This window comes from Polaribacter sp. HL-MS24 (assembly GCF_032758595.1).
Lineage (GTDB): Bacteria > Bacteroidota > Bacteroidia > Flavobacteriales > Flavobacteriaceae > Polaribacter.
In genome coordinates, this window is the sequence record NZ_CP136415.1 from 685955 (window position 1) to 704660 (window position 18706).

Genomic DNA, 18706 nt, shown 5'->3' on the forward strand with positions numbered 1-18706 from the left:
TGAATTTATCTCACTAACTTATTTTTCTAAAAATGAAAAAGACTTATCGTGAGATAAGTCTTTTTTATATGTCTACATATAGGAAAAGTTCTCACTTATGAATTAAGAGAGTTCCACCACCATTTAATGTTTGTATTATTTTTCATTCTCCCACAAAAATAAGGTAGATTTTTAAAATAGACAACCTTTAAAATGATTTATTTTCTAATAATTCTCACATTCATTTCTTCTACCTTTTTATCGGATAGCTGTGAAGGTGCATTAAATAATAAGTCTTCTGATGAACCTGTTTTTGGGAATGCCATTACTTCTCTAATAGATGCTTTCTTTTCTAAAATCATCATTAATCGATCAATTCCCCATGCAATTCCTCCATGAGGTGGCGCTCCATATTGAAACGCTTTATACATTGTTCCTACGCTTTTTAGCATTCCTTCTTTGTCATAGCCCATATTTTTATAGGTCGCCTCTAGGATTTCTGATTTATGTGCACGAACAGAGCCTCCTCCAATTTCATAACCATTTAAAATTAAATCATATTGTTGAGCAATGATGGTACCTATTTCCTCTCCTTCTCCATTCATATGCTTTTCCAAATCGTAAATTGCTGGCATTGAAAAAGGGTTGTGTGTAAAGGTCCAACGGCCTTCGTCTGTTTTTTCGAACATTGGGAAATCAACTACCCAAGCAGGTCTTAATTCCTTAGGGTTGATCAACTTTAAAATTCGTCCCATTTCTTGACGCACCATATCCAACGCTTTATTTGCAGTGGCATAATCTGCTGCAGAGAAAAATACAATGTCTCCAATTTTTGCAGCTGTTGCTTTGATAATGTTTGCGGCAATTTCTTCCCCTAAAAACTTTATGATTGGCGATTGTAAATCGTTTTCATTCACAATAATGTATGCCAATCCACCAAGCCCATTTTGCTGTGCAATGGCTGTCAAATTTTCAATCTGTCCTTTGGACATGCGTTTGTTTCCTTGTTCTTTTGCAGAAACTTTAATACACTTTACAATTCCACCTTTTTCAATAGGTTTGCTAAAAACTTGAAACGTGGTGTCTTTTACAATTTCAGTAATGTCTTGCATTTGTAATCCGAAACGTAAATCAGGTCTATCACAACCATATTTATCCATCGCATCTTTATAAGTAATGACTTCAAACGGATGTAAAACCCATTTTTTACCATAGATTTTTTGCACTACTTCATTAAAGAGTTTTGTGTTTAAATCGATGATTTGCTGCATACTAGCATACGCCATCTCAATATCTAATTGCGTAAATTCGGGTTGTCTGTCTCCACGAGAATCTTCATCCCTAAAACAACGTGCAATTTGAAAATATTTTTCAAAACCACCCACCATTAACATTTGCTTAAACTGTTGTGGCGCTTGTGGAAGTGTATAAAAAGAACCTGATTGTTTTCTTGTTGGCACAATAAACTCCTTGGCGCCTTCGTCTGTTCCTGCTGTTAAAATTGGTGTTTCAATTTCTAAAAACTCTTCATCATCTAAAATATCACGTAATAACTTTATAACTTTATGGCGGTTTACGATAGCTCTGCGAACCTCATCATTCCTATGGTCTAAAAATTTATATTGAAAACGAACAGTTTCATTGGATTTGACAGCTCTTTTAATTTCAAAGGGTAAGGTCTTAGAAAGGTTTACTATTTCCAAACCGGAAGTTTCCAGCTCTAATTTTCCAGTTCGCAAACCGGCATTATAATCGTTTTCATTTCGTTGAATCACAGTTCCTGTTACAGAAATTACAGACTCTGGTTTTAATTTCACCAATTCGTCAATATTAGCAAACGATTCTCTACTCAAACGAACTTGAAAAATTTGATTGCTTGAGTCTCGTAAATCAATGAAAATTAATTCTCCATGATCTCTAACACTTGATACCCATCCTGAAAGTGTTATTTCTTGGTTAATAGAGCTCTCAGATAATTGAGAAATTTTATGCGTCCTGTATTCATCTTTAATGATGATTGGAATTTGTGGGAAAATTTCTTCTTGAATATGGATTTCATCCTGCTTTTTGGCCTCTGTAGGGTGCTCTACTTCTTTCTTGGTACTTGAACCATCTCCAGAAAGTTGTTTCAGAATTCCTTCCCGAATTACTTTCCCAGAAGCTCCTTTTCCTATAATTCCAATTACTTTTCCAACAAGAATGCCTGCTTTTCCCTGACTTCCTGATTGAATATCTTTTGCAATCGCTTCATTTTCAGAAATTACTTTTGCAATTGCTTCAGTAATTTTATCTTCAGAAATTGTGTGGTCTTCAAAATACTTTTTATAATCGAAAGTTCTGTCTTTTAAGTACGTTGTAATTCCATTTTGAACTAAAACAGAGGTAATTTTATCTTCTTTAAATAGTTGAAAAATTTCAATTAAATGATCGATGTCATGAATGCTTTCATAATCATCTGCGCCTATTGTATTCACCAATGTTTTTGCGACAAAAGAGGGGTCTTGAATTGCAGAATTCATTGTCATGAATGTTTTAGATCGAATTGCATCGGCAGTAAAAAACTTAGCGTCTTGAGGCAAAACACCCCCTTTGATTAAAATAGATTCGACGGCATAGGGCAACGCACTTGTATCAATTTTAATATTTTCAACCACGTCTTTTATGGAAACAAAAGGAAGATCTGGCTCAGAAATAAAACGATAATCCGCTTCAAACTCTTTGGTTCGCATTGTTTTGGTTTGCTTTAAATCAGCATCCCATAGAACCGTCGTTTGGTCGGGTCGAAATTCTTTGTGATCAATATAATAGTTGAACTGCTTTTCAATTTCCTCCTTCAATGCCTCCACCATGAACTTAAAAGAATTTAAATTCTTGATTTCTGTTCTAGGATTGAGTTCATAGGTGTGCTTTTTTCTTAGAGAGACAGAAACATCCGATTTGAATTCTCCTTTTTCTAGATTGGCCTCGGAAATTCCTAAATTTTGAACAATTCTTTGAATGTATTGTGCATAAGTAGATGCATCTTCAATATGACGAATACAAGGCGCTGTTACAATTTCTATTAAGGGAACTCCAGCTTTATTAAAATCAACCAAAGAAATTTTCTTTTCGTGCATTAATTTTGCCGCATCTTCTTCAATATGAGTTTGGGTTAAACTTACTGTAAATTGAGATCCGTCATTTCGATAACAAGAAACTTCACCATCGGGAATTACGGGGTTATGAAACTGGGTAATTTGAATGTTTTTTGGATTGTCTGGATATTCATAATGTTTCCGATCCCAAGAAATTATCTCATTTGAAAAGCTCGATTTCACTGCTTTTCCAAAATAAATGGCCTTTACAATCGCCTCTTTATTAATGGCAGGCAACACCCCCATTTGTCCTGTACAAACGGAACAAATATTGGTGTTTGGCGTTTCTGTTTCTTCATTGGGGCAGGAGCAAAACAATTTTGTCTTCGTATTTAAACGAACATGTGTTTCTATACCGATAATCAATTCTAAATCATGTGCTTTTAAAGCATCATTTAACTGTGCTAATTCCATTATAAAATATCGTTTAAGAAGTTAGCAAATTGTAAAACTTCTGCATCTTGTTTCTTGTCAGCTGTAATTTGAATTCCTGTTGAAGTCCCTTTTGGAATTGTTAACGTGGGTAATTCTCCCAGACTAAAACCTACAGTATAAGCATCAGACAAATACATCGCCAAAGGATCATTTAAACTTTCACCTATTTTGGGGGGGCTTGAGGGGGTTACTGGTGACACAATTACATCGACCTCTTTAAAATCTTCACTAAACCTTGCTGAAATTTGATTCCTTAAATGCTGTGCTTTTAGATAAATCTCATCTGAAAAACCTTGAGATAAAACCTGATTTCCACCAACAATTCTTCTTTTTGATTCTTCAGAAAAATTCTCAGAACGCGTAATTGAATAGGTGTCTTTTAAATTTTCACCTTCAATTCTTGCTCCATAATTGGTACCGTCTAAACGCGATAAGTTGGAAGCTGTCTCTGCCATTGCCAATGTATAGTATGTGGAAACTAAAATATCAGCATCAAAAAAAGTTAAAGCTTTTACTTCTATTCCCGTTGCCTTTATTTTTTCAATAATTGCAAGAAAATCGTCTTTGACATCTTTTGAAATCGCTTCATTCTCAATAAAATTTCGATAATACCCAACTGTTTTTATTTTTTTTGAAGAATTCAAATCTTCTGAAATTACTTCAGAACCATAGGTCGTTTGATCTTTTACATCCTTTCCACTCATTGTATTTAAAACAATTCGGATATCTTCAATAGATTTTGCAATCGGCCCCACACAATCGGTAGAAGATGCGTATGCCATCAATCCGTAACGAGAAATTCTTCCATAGGTGGGCTTGAAACCATATACTTTATTGTACCCTGCGGGCTGCCTGATAGAACCTCCTGTATCTCCTCCAATTGAAAAGGCAGTAAACTCTTTGGCCACATTTACGGCTGATCCTCCACTTGAACCTCCACCAACCAAATCTGGGTGTACGGCATTTAGAACGGCACCAAAAATAGTATTCTCAGAAGAAGAACCATGACCAAAAGAATCACAATTTTCTTTAACGATAGGAATCGCTCCAGCGTCTAATAATTTCTGAATTGAAGTTGCCGTGTAGGAAGCTTTATATTCTTTTAAAAATTGAGAACTCGCGGTTGTATAAGTTCCTTGTAACATATACACATCTTTCACTCCAAAAGGAATGCCTTCTAAGATTCCGATTTTTTCTCCATTTGCAATTTTAGCATCTACTTTTTTAGCCAAAGTCAAAGCAGATGTTTCTAATAAAGAATTTACCGTATGATGGGTGTTTTGCTTTAGTAGCGTTAACTTTTCTTGCACTAATTCTGTACAAGAAATTTCTTTATGCATCAATTGTTGATGTATCCTTATAATTTGTGACTCCATATTAATCTTCTATCACTTTAGCAACCACTAAAAATCCATTCTTTTCTTTTGGAAAATTTTCTCTAATAATCTCTTTTTCCAAAGAAGAACTTTCCAAAACGACATCCTCTCTCAAATCATCTAAAGAAACCGCTGAAGAATGCAACGTATTTGGGGCAATAGTATTCTGATTTGCATTTTTAATTACATCGAATAGTGTACGCACCGATTCCGATGGCTTAGCTCCTTTAATACTAGACAAAATGTCTACTGTCATAATTTTACTCATTTCTTTAATTTTAGATTCAAAAAAAAGCCTTCCAATTTTGGAAGGCTTTATCTATATTTTAAACAACAACCTTCCGTCCTATGTATTAGGATTATTGAAATTACGATTGTTATTATTCTGTATCATATGTATTATACGGACAAATATAGGTAGAAATTATGCTACAAGATACTCTTTTTTATCATTTCACTTCAGCATTACATTATTTATAAAATATTGAAATTTAATTATATATATGATAATTTACAGCACAAACAGTGAACAGTTATTAAACATCATTTTTCATTTTTATTATTTAACAACCCTGAAATGGTAATTTCCTCCCAATTACTCGCGAAAAAAGTCGCTCTATTTTAATTACTATAAATAAAATTCAAATTCAAAATAAAAGATTTAAGCAGCTTTTGATTTCGATACCTTTTAGAAGCATGTAGAAAATTTCGAACTCTTTTTCTAAGGTCATTTTTAAGCCATTTAAGCCACTTTTGTGTTTTCAACAAATGTTGATAATTTGAAAATTTCCTTGCTGAAATCGCAAAAAAAAAGAGTGAAAATTCGTAAATTTGAGTATCATAAAATCGTCTCTTATGGATGATTTTCAATTAAAAAAACTTAAAAATTCACTATATAATGAGCGAAGACAAAAAAAACAACTACGATGCATCCAGTATTCAGGCATTAGAAGGAATGGAACATGTGAGAATGCGTCCATCCATGTATATTGGAGATGTAGGCGTTAGAGGGTTGCACCATTTGGTCTATGAGGTTGTCGATAATTCAATCGATGAGGCAATGGGAGGCTACTGTGATACTATTAATGTGACCATCAATGAAGACAATTCTGTAACCACCAAAGATAATGGACGGGGAATTCCTGTAGGAATTCACAAAAAAGAAGGAGTATCTGCATTACAAGTTGTGATGACAAAAATTGGTGCTGGAGGTAAATTTGACAAAGACTCTTATAAAGTTTCTGGAGGTTTACATGGTGTTGGGGTGAGTTGTGTAAACGCACTCTCGGAACATTTAACTGCAACCGTTCACAAGGAAGGGAAGGTTTGGCAACAAGAATATTCAAAAGGAAAAAGCTTATACCCTGTTAAAACTGTTGGAGAAAGCGATTTTACAGGAACCATTGTTACTTTTTCACCAGACAAAACCATTTTTAAACAAACTACTGAATTCAATTACGACACCTTAGCCACACGTATGCGTGAGCTTTCGTTTTTGAACAAAGGAATAACCATTACCCTAACCGACAGACGAAGAACAGATGATGAAGGAGAATTTCCAACAGAAACTTTTCATAGTGATGAAGGCTTACCAGAATTTATTAAGTACTTAGATTCTACCCGCGAGCAGTTGACAGCAAATGTCATTTCAATGGAAGGTGAAAAAAATGGAATTCCCGTTGAAGTTGCAATGGTATACAATACCTCGTATGCAGAAAACCTACATTCTTATGTAAATAACATCAACACTCATGAAGGAGGGACCCATTTGTCGGGTTTTAGACGTGGTTTGACAAGTACTTTAAAAAAGTATGCAGATGAATCTGGACTGTTAAAAAATGTAAAATTTGAAATTGCTGGTGATGACTTTAGAGAAGGTTTGACCGCTATTATCTCAGTAAAAGTTCAAGAGCCACAATTTGAAGGGCAAACAAAAACAAAATTAGGAAACAGAGAGGTGACTTCAGCAGTTTCACAAGCCGTTTCCGAAATGCTAACTGATTACTTGGAAGAAAATCCCAACGATGCAAAAATCATTGTTCAAAAAGTAATTCTTGCAGCTACCGCAAGACATGCAGCGCGAAAAGCTCGTGAAATGGTTCAACGTAAAACGGTCATGTCTATTGGCGGTTTGCCTTAGGAAATTATCTGATTGTTCAGAAACAGATCCATCACAATGTGAAATTTTCCTAGTAGAGGGAGATTCTGCTGGAGGAACTGCAAAACAAGGTAGAGATCGAAATTTTCAAGCAATTTTACCACTTCGTGGGAAAATCTTGAATGTTGAAAAAGCAATGCAACACAAAGTTTTTGAAAACGAAGAAATCAAAAACATGTATACCGCTTTAGGTGTTTCTATTGGAACAGAAGAAGACCCAAGAGCCTTAAACTTAACAAAAGTAAGATATCATAAAGTAGTGATTATGTGTGATGCCGATGTAGATGGTTCTCACATTGCTACGTTGATCCTAACCTTCTTCTTTAGATACATGAAAGAAATGGTTGAACAAGGATATGTTTATATAGCAACACCTCCTTTGTACCTAGTGAAAAAAGGGCAAAAAAGAGAATATGCGTGGGATGACAATCAACGTGATCTAATTGCTCAAAAACTCGGAGGAGGAGTAACCATTCAACGATACAAAGGTTTGGGAGAGATGAACGCTGAGCAACTTTGGGACACAACAATGAACCCTGAATTTAGAACTCTCCGTAAAGTAGTTATAGAAAGTCCTGCTGAAGCAGATCGTGTTTTCTCAATGTTAATGGGAGATGAAGTTCCACCGAGAAGGGATTTTATTGAGAGAAATGCAAAATATGCTAATATCGATGTTTAACAACTTGTTGAAGCTTAAAAGCCTTACGATTTCGTAGGGCTTTTTTTTCTTAAACTTCTAAAATTTATTGATAAAAACTAACATAAAATATGTTAAAACTTTTATATATTTGTGTTAATTAAAAAAAGCTATTAATTATAAATTAAAAAACAATGAAAAAACACCTACTAGTGTCTCTAAGTATTTTCGCACTTTCATTTAGCACAAAAGCACAAAGTGGATTTGAAGCTATTTTACTAGCAGACAAAGCCGATTCTCAAAAACTGATGCAAGCTTATTTTGCTCCAGGAATTGAAGGTTTTATCAATGCAATGAATAGTGGATGGTACCACACGGCAAAAGTTCATAAAACCTTAGGGTTTGATGTAACGATTGGAGTCAGTGGTGCCTTTATTCCTTCTGAAAGAGAACTCTTTACTATTTCAGCATTAAACTTAGGCTCTGTTTCTTCTTCAAGTACTACTGCGCCTACCTTTGCGGGTTCAAGTGAAGGAACTACGATGACTGTGAATCGGACAATTAACGGACAAGTTGTTTCTACAGATTTTAAATCCTCAGGTGGAATAATTGAAGATTTACCTGCAAATGTAGTGCCAGCACCAAGCGTTCAAATAGCTGTTGGATTGCCTTGGGATTTGGAGACAATGGTAAGAATCTCTCCCGAAATTAATTTTGATGACGGAGGTTCTATAAACATGTTTGGAATAGGTTTTAAGAAAGAAATTACAGATTGGTTTGGCCCTATCGGCAAAACTCCTCTGCATATTTCGTTGCTGGCAGCCTATTCCTCTATGGATGTACAATATGGAATTGGAGATGTTTCTACAAGCAATTTAGAAATTAAAAATGGTTTGGCTTCTTTCAAGTTAACTTCTTTCACTGCGCAAGCCATCGCATCTTTAAATCTTCCCTTCATCAATTTTTATGGAGGAATTGGATATAACAATGGATCCGCAAGCTATAGTTCACAAGGAACCTACACTGGAGTCTATTCAACCACAACTGCACCAATAATTTCTATAAGTGAAACCTTGGATGTTCCTTCAAACTTAGATTTTAATTCAAGTGGATTGGCAGCAACGATTGGTACCCGATTAAGCTTGGGATTCTTTAAAATTTTCGGAAGTTATACCCTTCAAGAATACAATACGTTAAACCTAGGTATGGCAATTAGTATTCGCTAAAAAAAAGTAAAATTTAACAAAAAAAAGCATCTCGTTTAGAGACTATTTTTAACTCATAATTAATTTAATAATGCTGTAAAATTTGTATTTTTACAGCATTATTCTCATTTTAATAAAAACTAAAAAATATGAAAATTACGGTTGTTGGAGCTGGCGCTGTGGGTGCAAGTTGTGCTGAATACATTGCTATAAAAGATTTCGCTTCAGAAGTGGTAATCTTAGACATCAAGGAAGGTTTCGCAGAAGGGAAAGCCATGGATTTAATGCAAACTGCTTCTTTAAATGGTTTTGATACAAAAATTTCAGGAAGCACAAACGATTACTCGAAAACTGCAAATTCCAATATTTGTGTAATTACTTCTGGAATTCCTAGAAAACTAGGAATGACTCGTGAGGAATTGATTGGAATTAACGCCGGAATTGTAAAAATGGTTTCTGCTAATTTGATGAAGCATTCACCAAACACTATTATTATTGTGGTTTCGAACCCAATGGATACAATGACTTATTTGGTTCACAAAACAACCGGACTTCCCAAAAATAGAATTATTGGAATGGGTGGTGCTTTAGATTCAGCTCGTTTTAAATATCGTTTAGCAGAAGCCTTAGAAGCTCCAATTTCTGATGTTGACGGAATGGTGATTGGTGGACACTCTGATAAAGGAATGGTGCCTTTAACACGTTTAGCAACTAGAAACTCTGTTCCTGCTTCTGAATTTCTTTCAGCAGAACGTTTAGAACAAGTTTTACAAGACACCAAGGTGGGTGGAGCTACCCTAACAGGATTGCTGGGTACTTCTGCATGGTATGCGCCTTGGTGCTGCAGTTTCTGGATTGGTACAAGCTATTGCTTGTGATCAAAAGAAAGTTTTCCCTTGTTCTGTTTTATTAGAAGGGGAATATGGTTTGAATGATTTATGTATCGGAGTTCCTGTTGTTTTAGGAAAAAACGGTATCGAAAAAATTATTGAAATCAACTTAACAGATGCGGAAAAAGCACACTTGCAAGAATCAGCAGAAGGTGTTGCAAAAACGAACAGCTTATTGGAATTGTAAAATACAGTCCTCGTTTTTAAACGAAAGACTTCTTAAAAATCCAGCTTCAATGCTGGATTTTTTCTTTTTAAAGATTATCAATTCATAACGATCTTGGAAACAATCAAAAAATAAGCCTATTCGTTTCCATACATTTTTTTCCCTCCTACATAGGTTGCAATTACTTTTACATTCTTAATTTCATTGGGATGTATTTTAAAAATATTTGCATCTAACAAAACAAAATCGGCTAATTTCCCTACCTCTAAAGTTCCCTTGATCTTTTCATCAAAAGAACTAAATGCTGCATTTTTTGTATATGCATTGAGCGCTTCTTCTACCGTTATTTTTTCTTTTGCTACCCAACCTCCAGGATGTTTATGATCTAGAGTTCGTCTTGTACTCGCAGCATAAATCCCAAATAATGGAGACGCTGGAGCAACAGGCCAATCGCTTCCAAAAGCTACGACAGCACCTGCCTTAATCAGAGAGTTGAATGCATAGGTTGTTTTTATTCGTTCTGTTCCAATTAATTCTTCTGCCCATCGCCCATCATCGATTGCGTGATATGGCTGCATACTTGCGATGATGTTTAGGGAAGCAAACCGTTGAATGTCCTTTTTATCGAGGTGTTGTGCATGTTCAATTCGGAATCTTCTATCTTTTAACGTTGATTTTTGAATGATTCGCTCATACATATCCAATAAGGATTCATTAGCTCGATCCCCTATCGCGTGAATTGTCACTTGTAAGTTTTTTGCATCAGCTTGTACCGCATCATCAAACAACCCTTCAATACTATTGATGAAAATTCCTTTGTCGGTAGGTTTATCTGAATAGACATTTTTAAAAGCTGCCGTATGCGACCCCAAAGAACCATCAACAAAACCTTTCAACATTCCTTTTTTATACCAAGTTGTATCCAATGAAGTTCCTTTTGTAACCTCTTCCCATTGATCTATAGGATTTGCGTTATACACTCGAATTTTTAGTGCCTGCTCCATGTAAAGTTCCTTTAGAACCTGAAAACTCCCCAAACTATCAACATCATGAATTGAAGTAACACCTTTGGAAAGCAAATACTCTTGAGCAGATTTTATAGCTTCTTTTTTCACTCTAAATGTCAAAGCTGGAATCTTGTTTAGCACCAAATACATGGCTTCACTTTTTAAAATTCCTGTAGGAGTTCCGTCTAAATTCCGAACAATTTCTCCGTTTTTAACATCGGGTGTATTTCGATCTATTCCTGCGATTTTTAATGCTGCCGAATTGCACAGAATCATGTGCCCATCCAGTCTATAGATTGCAACTGGATTGTCGGATGTGCCTTGGTCTATCCATTCCTTATTTGGCAATTCACCTCCCCAAAGTGTATGGTCCCAATTTCCTTCAACAATCCAACTTCCTTTTTGAAGTGTTTTTGCAAAGGAAGTAATTCTGTCACTAAAAATAGCTTTGGTATTGGCATCTCTTAATTCAACATTTAAAAGACTGTTTCCTCCCATTAATAAATGAACATGTGCATCTATAAACCCAGGAAGGACAAAACGCCCTTGAGCATTGATGATTTTTGTATGTATTCCTTTGTATTTTTCCATTGCATCTTGCGTCCCAATGGCAAGGATCGAATTTCCCTGAATTGCAAACGATTCAGCGATAGGTTGATCGGAATTTCCAGTCCAAATAACAGCATTCTGAAGTATGGTATCAGCGCTATCCGTTGAACTTGTACATGAAGTGCACCAAAAACTAATGAAAATACTAAAGGATAGAATAAAACGCATCATGTGTTTGAATTATGAAATTGAAAGTTCGTCTTGAAAAAAGTAAATATATCTACTTTTTGTAATTCTGAATAGATAATCTATTTCTTCTTAGTTGCTACTATTGACCGCAACAGCAATTTTTGAATCTGCAGTTCCATAGTATAGGAACCATTTGTTTTGAAAACGAACCAGTCCTTCAACAAAACAAACTTCATTTACTTCACCAATCTTTTCATACTCTTTATCAGGATAAATAAAATGATTTTCTTTTCGATCGATTAATTTATAAGGAGAATTCCTATCAAAAAGTGCCTGTCCAGCGGCATAGGTAAATTTTGGAAGACTTTTATCATTAAAATTGGCGGCATTACTCGCATTATAAATCAGTACAATTCCTTCTTCTTTATACATTGCATAGGGGCCTGACTCTACCAATCTACTGTCGAAATAGCCCATACGTGGATGTAAAACCGAGATCATTTTTTTACTCTCTTCATTTTCACATACCTGCCAGTTAACCAAATCTAGAGAGCTAGCTATAAAGATATTGGTGTCTCCAAAATACATCCAATATTTCCCATCAATTTTCTTTGCTATGTTTTTTCCATTCAAAACTTCTACTACAATTGCACCTGCTTTACTCCAAAGATCTTTGTATTTCTCATCCTTAAAAGCCAATCCGTGTTTGGTCCAATTGGTTAAATTTTTAGACGAAGCCACACTCAATCTTGCCGTTTTTCCGTCATACGAAGTATAGGTCATGAGATAGGTTCCATCGTTGGTTTCAATAATTCTAGGATCCTCTACCCCATCAAAATAACAGGTTTTACATTCTTTTTCATAGGTTTCGTTTTCCATTTTTTTATAATTCCATTCATACACTTTCATGGCATCGTTGTCTGGATAAAAGACAGGACTTGGATTTTTTTCAAAATGCAAACCGTCGGAACTGATTGCTAATCCAATTCTAGAAGTCCCATTAATGTCCTGAGCTCTATAGAATAAAAAGACTTTGTCATCCTTAACAATCGCAGAGGGATTTAAAACGTTCCGCTCCTCCCAAGAAACTTTTCTCTGAGAGATTGGATCTGTAAATGTTAAACTTGCTTTGGGATTTAAAATAGGGTTGATACTATCTGTTTTTTCAAAAGGACCAAACCCCCAACCAGAAGCCGATTTTGACTCTTGTGGCTCTTGTAACAGGCCTTCTTTGCAACCAATCAATAAAAATAAGATGCAGATTCCCAGTATTTTTTTCATATCACTTGTTTTTAAGTATCATTTATTGGTACCGCTCACAATTTACAGGTCATGGAACGATTTGGAGCAATTTATCATTTTTAAATTTAAGAAACTCATTCTTGAAGCTAAAAAAAAAGGAACTACATTGCTGTAATTCCTTTTTGAATAGTACTATTACTAAAGTTTAGACCACTTCTACAAACAATCCTTCGGCTGTTTTTGATACTTTGGCAACCTCTTTTTTAGTCAATCCTTTGATGGTTTTATCCCATTTTTTATTGGAAAATCCCGATTGAGTTTTCAAGTCGTTTAAATCTATTTTTTCTGTTTTGGCGATAATGGCGAGTACTGCTTTTTCATCATCATTCAATTCGATAGAAGGAGCTTGTTTCTCTGGTCGCATTTGAGGAAAAAACAAAACTTCTTGAATGGATTGATTATTGGTTAAAAACATAATGAGGCGATCCATACCAATTCCCATACCGGAGGTTGGAGGCATTCCGTATTCCAAGGCTCGTAAGAAATCGTGATCGATAAATTCGGTGGCTTCGTCATCTCCTTTTTGTGCCAATTTTAATTGGTGTTCAAAACGTTCACGTTGATCAATTGGATCGTTTAATTCCGAATAGGCATTGGCGATTTCTTTTCCACAAACCATTAATTCAAAACGTTCTGTTAGTTCAGGGTTGTCTCGATGTTCTTTACACAAAGGGGACATTTCTTTAGGATAATCGGTAATAAAAGTAGGCTGAATGTAGTTTCCTTCACATTTTTCACCAAAAATTTCATCAATTAATTTACCTTTCCCCATGGTTTCATCAACAACTATACCCATTGATTTTGCGGCAGTTCTAATTTCATCTTCCGTTTTTCCATGAATATCAAAACCAGTAAAATGTTTGATCGAATCTGCCATCGTAATTCTTGCATATGGCGCCTTAAAATTAATGGTATGTTCACCAAAAGTGACTTCTGAAGTTCCGTTTACGGCAATTGCACAATGTTCTAACAATTGCTCACAAAAATCCATCATCCAATTGTAATCTTTGTAAGATACATAGATTTCCATTGCAGTAAATTCGGGATTGTGGGTTCTATCCATCCCTTCATTTCTGAAGTTTTTTGAGAACTCATACACACCATCAAACCCACCAACAATCAATCTTTTAAGATACAATTCGTTGGCAATCCTCATGTACAAAGGAATGTCTAGAGAATTGTGGTGGGTCATAAAAGGTCTTGCAGCTGCTCCTACAGGAATGGGCTGCAACACAGGCGTTTCTACCTCAAAATAACCAGCATCATTAAAAAACGAACGCATGGCATTAAACAATTTTGTTCGCTTTACAAATACTTCTTTTACATGTGGATTGACCATAAGGTCGGCATATCGTTGTCGATACCGCATTTCTGGATCGGTAAAGGCGTCGTAAGTAACTCCGTCTTTTACTTTAGGCATTGGCAAAGGCTTCAATGCTTTTGAAAGCAATTTAAAATTTTTGACCATGACTGTTTTTTCGCCCACCTGAGTCGTAAACAATGTCCCTTCAATCCCTACAAAATCTCCTAAATCTAAGAGTTTCTTAAAAACATTGTTATACAAAGATTTATCTTCTCCAGTGCAAATTTCATCACGATTAAAATACAATTGAATTCTTCCTACTCCATCTTGTAATTGTGCAAAAGATGCTTTTCCTTGAATATTGATAGCCATCAAACGTCCCGCAATAATTACAGGTCTCCCTTCAACATACTCTTCTTTAATTGTTGTCGAATTTGAATTGATTGGGAATAAATCTGCAGGATATGGATTGATGCCTAATTCACGTAATTTGGATAGCTTTTCTCTACGTACAACTTCTTGTTCTGATAATTGCATTTGCGGTCTTTGTTTGCTTATAACGATTAAAGTGAACAAAGATACAATCTATTGAAGAGTTAGGCAATGCGCAAATAAAAAGAAAATGAATTGTTGCATCTATAAAAAAGTGTATCTTTGTGGACTACTTTTTATACAAAAGTAACATTTAGTTGTGTTGTTTTGGCACTTTCACAAAAGTGTCATGGTTTTGTTAACCAATGGAAAGCTTCCCTGAAATGGGACGCTTTTTTTTTTGCACTTAAAAGAAATCAGTACTATACTCCATGAATTTAAGAACAAACATTACTACATACACTGCAGCAACAAAAAACTTCATGGTCGCAGAAGCCAGTAGTCCAATAAAAGAACCTAAAGAAGCCTTTAGGGCTCGACGTGTATCTTTGCTGTCATAAATCAATTCTCCAACAAAGGCTCCTAAAAATGCACCAATTAAAATTCCAAAAGGAATCGGAGAAAGTAACCCCAAAATTAAACCAATAGTTGTTCCATAGACTCCATAGCGGCTGCCTCCAAATTTTTTAGTTCCCATACTAGGAATGATATAATCGAGAATCCAAATGAATACTGCTACAGCTAAAGTAATTCCTAAATAAGTCCAATTCATAGGAATTACACTCGTAAGGTGCAAGACCAGAAGTCCAAACCATCCAGTCAAAGGACCTTAGCAAGACGGGTAAAAAAGAACCTACAATTCCGAGAAGAACCAACACAAATCCAAGTACTACTAAAAAAATATCCATGGCTTATTCTTATTTTCACTACGAAAATACATGAATATAGATTGATTAAAAAGGAAAATTTTTATTTTATGATGTATTGGGGAATGGACTCAACTAGAAATTGCTTTCTGATTAAATTGAATACTGCCAATTTTAATGATCATTTAGTATTAAAAAAAAATCACAGATAAAAAGGAATCCTATTTAACAGAGAAATCTCTAGAATACTTCTCAATAAAATTTAGTAATTTCACGCAATAATTTATTCTATGTTATTGCGTGTCCTCTCTTTTTTATGTGTGTTCATTTTTTGCAGTTCTTGTGACCATTTCATGGGTATAGGCAGCTCAAATTCGGAAGTACTAGACACTATTGTAGATTATTCAGTGGTAGATGTATCTCCTTCTTTTAAGGTCTGTGATTCTATTATTGACAAAACCCCAAAGTCGTTTTGCTTTAGAAGCACCATTCATCAAAAAATCAGCAATGAGTTAATCCGAGAGCATTTTACGATTCAGGATTCAATCAATGAAGTGATTTATGTTGACTTGTTGATCAGTACCAAAGGAGTCATTTCTTTAGAGCAAATTGAGTCCTCTAAAAAAATACAAAAAGAATTACCCCAATTAGACAAAATACTTCGAAAAAGTATTGAGGAGTTACCCAAAATCAAATCGGCAATCAAACAAGGAATTCCTGTTACGACCAAATACCGATTGCCTATCAAAATTCAGCTAAAGGAATAAAATACTATTTCTCACCATTAGAGAGTTTTCATTGGAAATATTCTTTAGTTCAACATCTCCCAAAGTTTGTCTTTCAGCTCTTGCAAACCTGATTCTGCCACAGAAGAAATGAATAAAGTTTCCACCCCTTTTGGCAAATCAGCAGCAATTTCTGCTTTGAGTTCTTCGTCCAACATATCCGACTTAGAAATCGCCAACAAACGATCTTTGTCTAATAATTCTGGATTGTGTTGTTTGAGTTCATTTAACAGAATATCGTATTCTTTATTGATATCGTCACTGTCGGCAGCTATCATGAACAATAGGGCAGAATTTCGTTCAATATGTCTTAAAAATCGATGTCCTAGCCCTTTCCCCTCTGCAGCTCCTTCAATGATTCCTGGAATGTCTGCAATGACAAAAGTTTGATGATTTCTATGTTCTACGATTCCTAAGTTGGGTTTAAGTGTGGTAAAAGCATAGTCTGCAATTTTAGGTTTTGCAGAAGTCAATACAGACAATAAGGTAGATTTTCCAGCATTTGGAAAACCAACTAAGCCAACATCTGCAAGTAATTTCAATTCCAAACGAAGCCAAGCTTCAACACCATCCATTCCGGGTTGTGAGTATCTTGGGGTTTGATTTGTAGAAGATTTAAAGTGCCAATTTCCCAGTCCTCCTTTTCCTCCACGAAGCAATACCACCTCTTTTTGATGTTCGGTAATTTCTAAGATAATTTCATCGGTATCGGCATCTCTTACGATCGTTCCTAAAGGAACATCTACATAGACATCGGCTCCATCGGCACCCGTACTTCTACTTGCGCTTCCAGAACCTCCTGAATCGGCTCTAAAGTGTCTTTTAAATTTTAAATGAAATAGGGTCCACATGTTTTTGTCACCACGTAAAATGATGTGCCCACCGCGTCCTCCATCACCTCCATCGGGTCCGCCTTTGGTAATAAACTTTTCTCTATGTAAATGCATAGAACCTTGACCACCTTTTCCTGAAGCAGCATATACTTTTATGTAATCAACAAAGTTACCTTCTGTCATTATATTTTATTTAAAAGATTGATTAAAATCGAGGAACAACCTAGGGTTGATCAGTAGATAATTTTAAATCTTTGGTCATTATTTTCATTTGCGACTTGTACAGAAAACGACTTAAAGAGTATCAAAAACTGCTGATAAACTCTTGGTAATCTCTTCTATAGAACCTACACCATTCACTCCATAATAGGTGCCTTGTTCTTGGTAAAATTCTTTTAGAATCGCTGTTTTTGTATTGTACTCATTGAAGCGGTTTCTAATTTTCTCTTCATCAGTATCGTCTGTTCTTCCACTGGTTTTCCCTCTTTCCAACAAGCGATTCACTAATAAATCTTCAGGCACCTCAAGCGCTACCATTCCATTTATTTTTGCTCCTTTTTCAGCTAAAAAAGCATCTAGGGCTTTTGCTTGAGATTCAGTTCTAGGAAAGCCATCAAAGATAAATCCGTTGGCGCCGGCATTTTTTTCAACCTCTGCTTTCAACATGTTGATCGTTACTTCGTCGGGGACTAGGTTCCCATCATCCATGTACGATTTTGCCAAAACGCCCAATTCAGTTGCATTTTTGATATTGTATCTAAAAACGTCTCCTGTAGAGATGTGTACTAGATTGTATTTTTCTTTTAATAAGGTTGCCTGTGTACCCTTTCCTGCTCCAGGAGGGCCAAATAATACAATGTTTTTCATAGTAGGTGGTGTTGTTTGTTGATATACTGCTGCTTTATTTCTACCCAAACCATCGTAATCTAAACCATAGCCAACGATGAATTTATCTTCGATATTCTTTCCTATATAGTCTATTGGAAGTTCTTTTTTAAAGACGTCGGGTTTAAAAAATAAAGTAACTACTTTTAATTGTTGAACGTTTTGATCTCTGAAAATATTGTAAATTTCCTGTAAGGTTGTACCTGTATCAATGATGTCCTCTAAAATGATAACGGTTCTCCCCGATAAATCCTCATTGAGACCAACGAGTTGTTTTACATTTTCTGTTGAAGAAGTACCTTCATAGGAGCCCAACTTTACAAAAGAAACTTCACAATCTTGATTAAATTCTCTAATAAAATCTGCTGCAAATAAAAAGCATCCATTTAGGATCCCAACAAAAACAGGAACTTCTCCTTCGGGTAAATCCTCTCTAACCTGCTTTGCTAGCGAAGATACAATATGAACGATTTCGTCCTTTGTTATAAAAGGCTTAAAGTATAAATCGTGAAGTTTTATAATTTCCATTATTTGTATCCAATTCTAATCGGTTCTTTTTTTCTGTTTTAGGATCTAATATGTAAGTCAAAACAGAAAATGTTTCTGAGAATTTCATGTCACATTTAGATTCAAAT

At 35.3% G+C, this 18706-nt stretch carries 11 protein-coding genes and 2 pseudogenes; 4 read left to right on the forward strand and 9 right to left on the reverse strand.

Translation table 11 applies throughout. The features are described from left to right. Nucleotides 1-197: 197 nt before the first annotated feature. From gatB/aspS to RRF69_RS03310, 3 genes are read right to left on the reverse strand one after another with little or no spacing between them, the layout of a single operon-like run. Nucleotides 198-3527: a bifunctional amidotransferase subunit GatB/aspartate--tRNA ligase AspS gene (gene gatB/aspS, locus RRF69_RS03300; protein WP_316940550.1), complete on the reverse strand. Its 3330-nt coding sequence runs from the start codon at nt 3525-3527 to the stop codon at nt 198-200. Further along, on the reverse strand, nt 3527-4924 hold the full coding sequence (locus RRF69_RS03305; protein WP_316940551.1) for an amidase family protein: 1398 nt from the start codon (nt 4922-4924) through the stop codon (nt 3527-3529). The genes gatB/aspS and RRF69_RS03305 overlap by 1 nt, the downstream gene beginning before the upstream one ends. Before the next feature lies 1 nt (nt 4925). Next, nucleotides 4926-5192, reverse strand: coding sequence for a hypothetical protein (locus RRF69_RS03310; RefSeq protein ID WP_316940552.1), 267 nt, complete (start codon nt 5190-5192; stop codon nt 4926-4928). Nucleotides 5193-5822: 630 nt separating this feature from the next. Here RRF69_RS03310 and gyrB point away from each other — a divergent pair. The 3 genes and pseudogenes from gyrB (at nt 5823) to mdh (ending at nt 10001) form a co-directional block, all read left to right on the forward strand. Then, nucleotides 5823-7761, forward strand: a pseudogene (gene gyrB / locus RRF69_RS03315) (DNA topoisomerase (ATP-hydrolyzing) subunit B). A 152-nt stretch (nt 7762-7913) separates the two neighbouring features. Further along, nucleotides 7914-8945, forward strand: a complete 1032-nt coding sequence (locus RRF69_RS03320; RefSeq protein WP_316940553.1) for a DUF6588 family protein — start codon at nt 7914-7916, stop codon at nt 8943-8945. 128 nt (nt 8946-9073) lie between these two features. Beyond that, a pseudogene (mdh, locus tag RRF69_RS03325) lies at nt 9074-10001 on the forward strand (malate dehydrogenase). A gap of 116 nt (nt 10002-10117) precedes the next feature. Here the strand turns inward: mdh and RRF69_RS03330 are convergent. The 4 genes from RRF69_RS03330 to RRF69_RS03345 all read right to left on the reverse strand — a co-directional run bounded on the left by RRF69_RS03330 (nt 10118) and on the right by RRF69_RS03345 (nt 15474). Next, the gene (locus RRF69_RS03330) at nt 10118-11767 is read right to left on the reverse strand and encodes an amidohydrolase (RefSeq protein WP_316940554.1); all 1650 of its coding nucleotides are present in this window, start codon (nt 11765-11767) and stop codon (nt 10118-10120) included. Nucleotides 11768-11854: 87 nt separating this feature from the next. Further along, nucleotides 11855-13006 carry a glycoside hydrolase family 130 protein gene (locus RRF69_RS03335; protein WP_316940555.1) on the reverse strand — a complete coding sequence of 384 codons (1152 nt, stop codon included), beginning with the start codon at nt 13004-13006 and terminating at the stop codon, nt 11855-11857. 166 nt (nt 13007-13172) lie between these two features. Beyond that, the gene (lysS, locus tag RRF69_RS03340) at nt 13173-14867 is read right to left on the reverse strand and encodes a lysine--tRNA ligase (RefSeq protein WP_316940556.1); all 1695 of its coding nucleotides are present in this window, start codon (nt 14865-14867) and stop codon (nt 13173-13175) included. A 241-nt stretch (nt 14868-15108) separates the two neighbouring features. After that, entirely contained in the window at nt 15109-15474 is a 366-nt protein-coding gene (locus tag RRF69_RS03345) for a DUF456 domain-containing protein (RefSeq protein ID WP_316940557.1), read from the reverse strand. Nucleotides 15475-15921: 447 nt separating this feature from the next. On the opposite strand from RRF69_RS03345, the gene RRF69_RS03350 reads away from it, so the two are divergent. Further along, nucleotides 15922-16335, forward strand: a complete 414-nt coding sequence (locus RRF69_RS03350) for a hypothetical protein (protein ID WP_316940558.1) — start codon at nt 15922-15924, stop codon at nt 16333-16335. Nucleotides 16336-16379: 44 nt separating this feature from the next. On the opposite strand, the gene obgE is transcribed toward RRF69_RS03350, so the two are convergent. Both obgE and RRF69_RS03360 read right to left on the reverse strand, forming a co-directional pair. Further along, nucleotides 16380-17369, reverse strand: coding sequence for a GTPase ObgE (gene obgE / locus RRF69_RS03355; protein ID WP_316940559.1), 990 nt, complete (start codon nt 17367-17369; stop codon nt 16380-16382). A 111-nt stretch (nt 17370-17480) separates the two neighbouring features. Further along, nucleotides 17481-18599: an adenylate kinase gene (locus RRF69_RS03360; RefSeq protein WP_316940560.1), complete on the reverse strand. Its 1119-nt coding sequence runs from the start codon at nt 18597-18599 to the stop codon at nt 17481-17483. Between the last annotated feature and the right edge of the window lie 107 nt (nt 18600-18706).

Coding starts and splice junctions, on each gene's coding strand:
- gatB/aspS (WP_316940550.1), bottom strand. CDS start 3,527: ATGGAATTAGCACAGTTAAATGATGCTTTAAAAGCACATGATTTAGAA.
- RRF69_RS03305 (WP_316940551.1), bottom strand. CDS start 4,924: ATGGAGTCACAAATTATAAGGATACATCAACAATTGATGCATAAAGAA.
- RRF69_RS03310 (WP_316940552.1), bottom strand. CDS start 5,192: ATGAGTAAAATTATGACAGTAGACATTTTGTCTAGTATTAAAGGAGCT.
- RRF69_RS03320 (WP_316940553.1), top strand. CDS start 7,914: ATGAAAAAACACCTACTAGTGTCTCTAAGTATTTTCGCACTTTCATTT.
- RRF69_RS03330 (WP_316940554.1), bottom strand. CDS start 11,767: ATGATGCGTTTTATTCTATCCTTTAGTATTTTCATTAGTTTTTGGTGC.
- RRF69_RS03335 (WP_316940555.1), bottom strand. CDS start 13,006: ATGAAAAAAATACTGGGAATCTGCATCTTATTTTTATTGATTGGTTGC.
- lysS (WP_316940556.1), bottom strand. CDS start 14,867: ATGCAATTATCAGAACAAGAAGTTGTACGTAGAGAAAAGCTATCCAAA.
- RRF69_RS03345 (WP_316940557.1), bottom strand. CDS start 15,474: ATGAATTGGACTTATTTAGGAATTACTTTAGCTGTAGCAGTATTCATT.
- RRF69_RS03350 (WP_316940558.1), top strand. CDS start 15,922: ATGGGTATAGGCAGCTCAAATTCGGAAGTACTAGACACTATTGTAGAT.
- obgE (WP_316940559.1), bottom strand. CDS start 17,369: ATGACAGAAGGTAACTTTGTTGATTACATAAAAGTATATGCTGCTTCA.
- RRF69_RS03360 (WP_316940560.1), bottom strand. CDS start 18,599: ATGGAAATTATAAAACTTCACGATTTATACTTTAAGCCTTTTATAACA.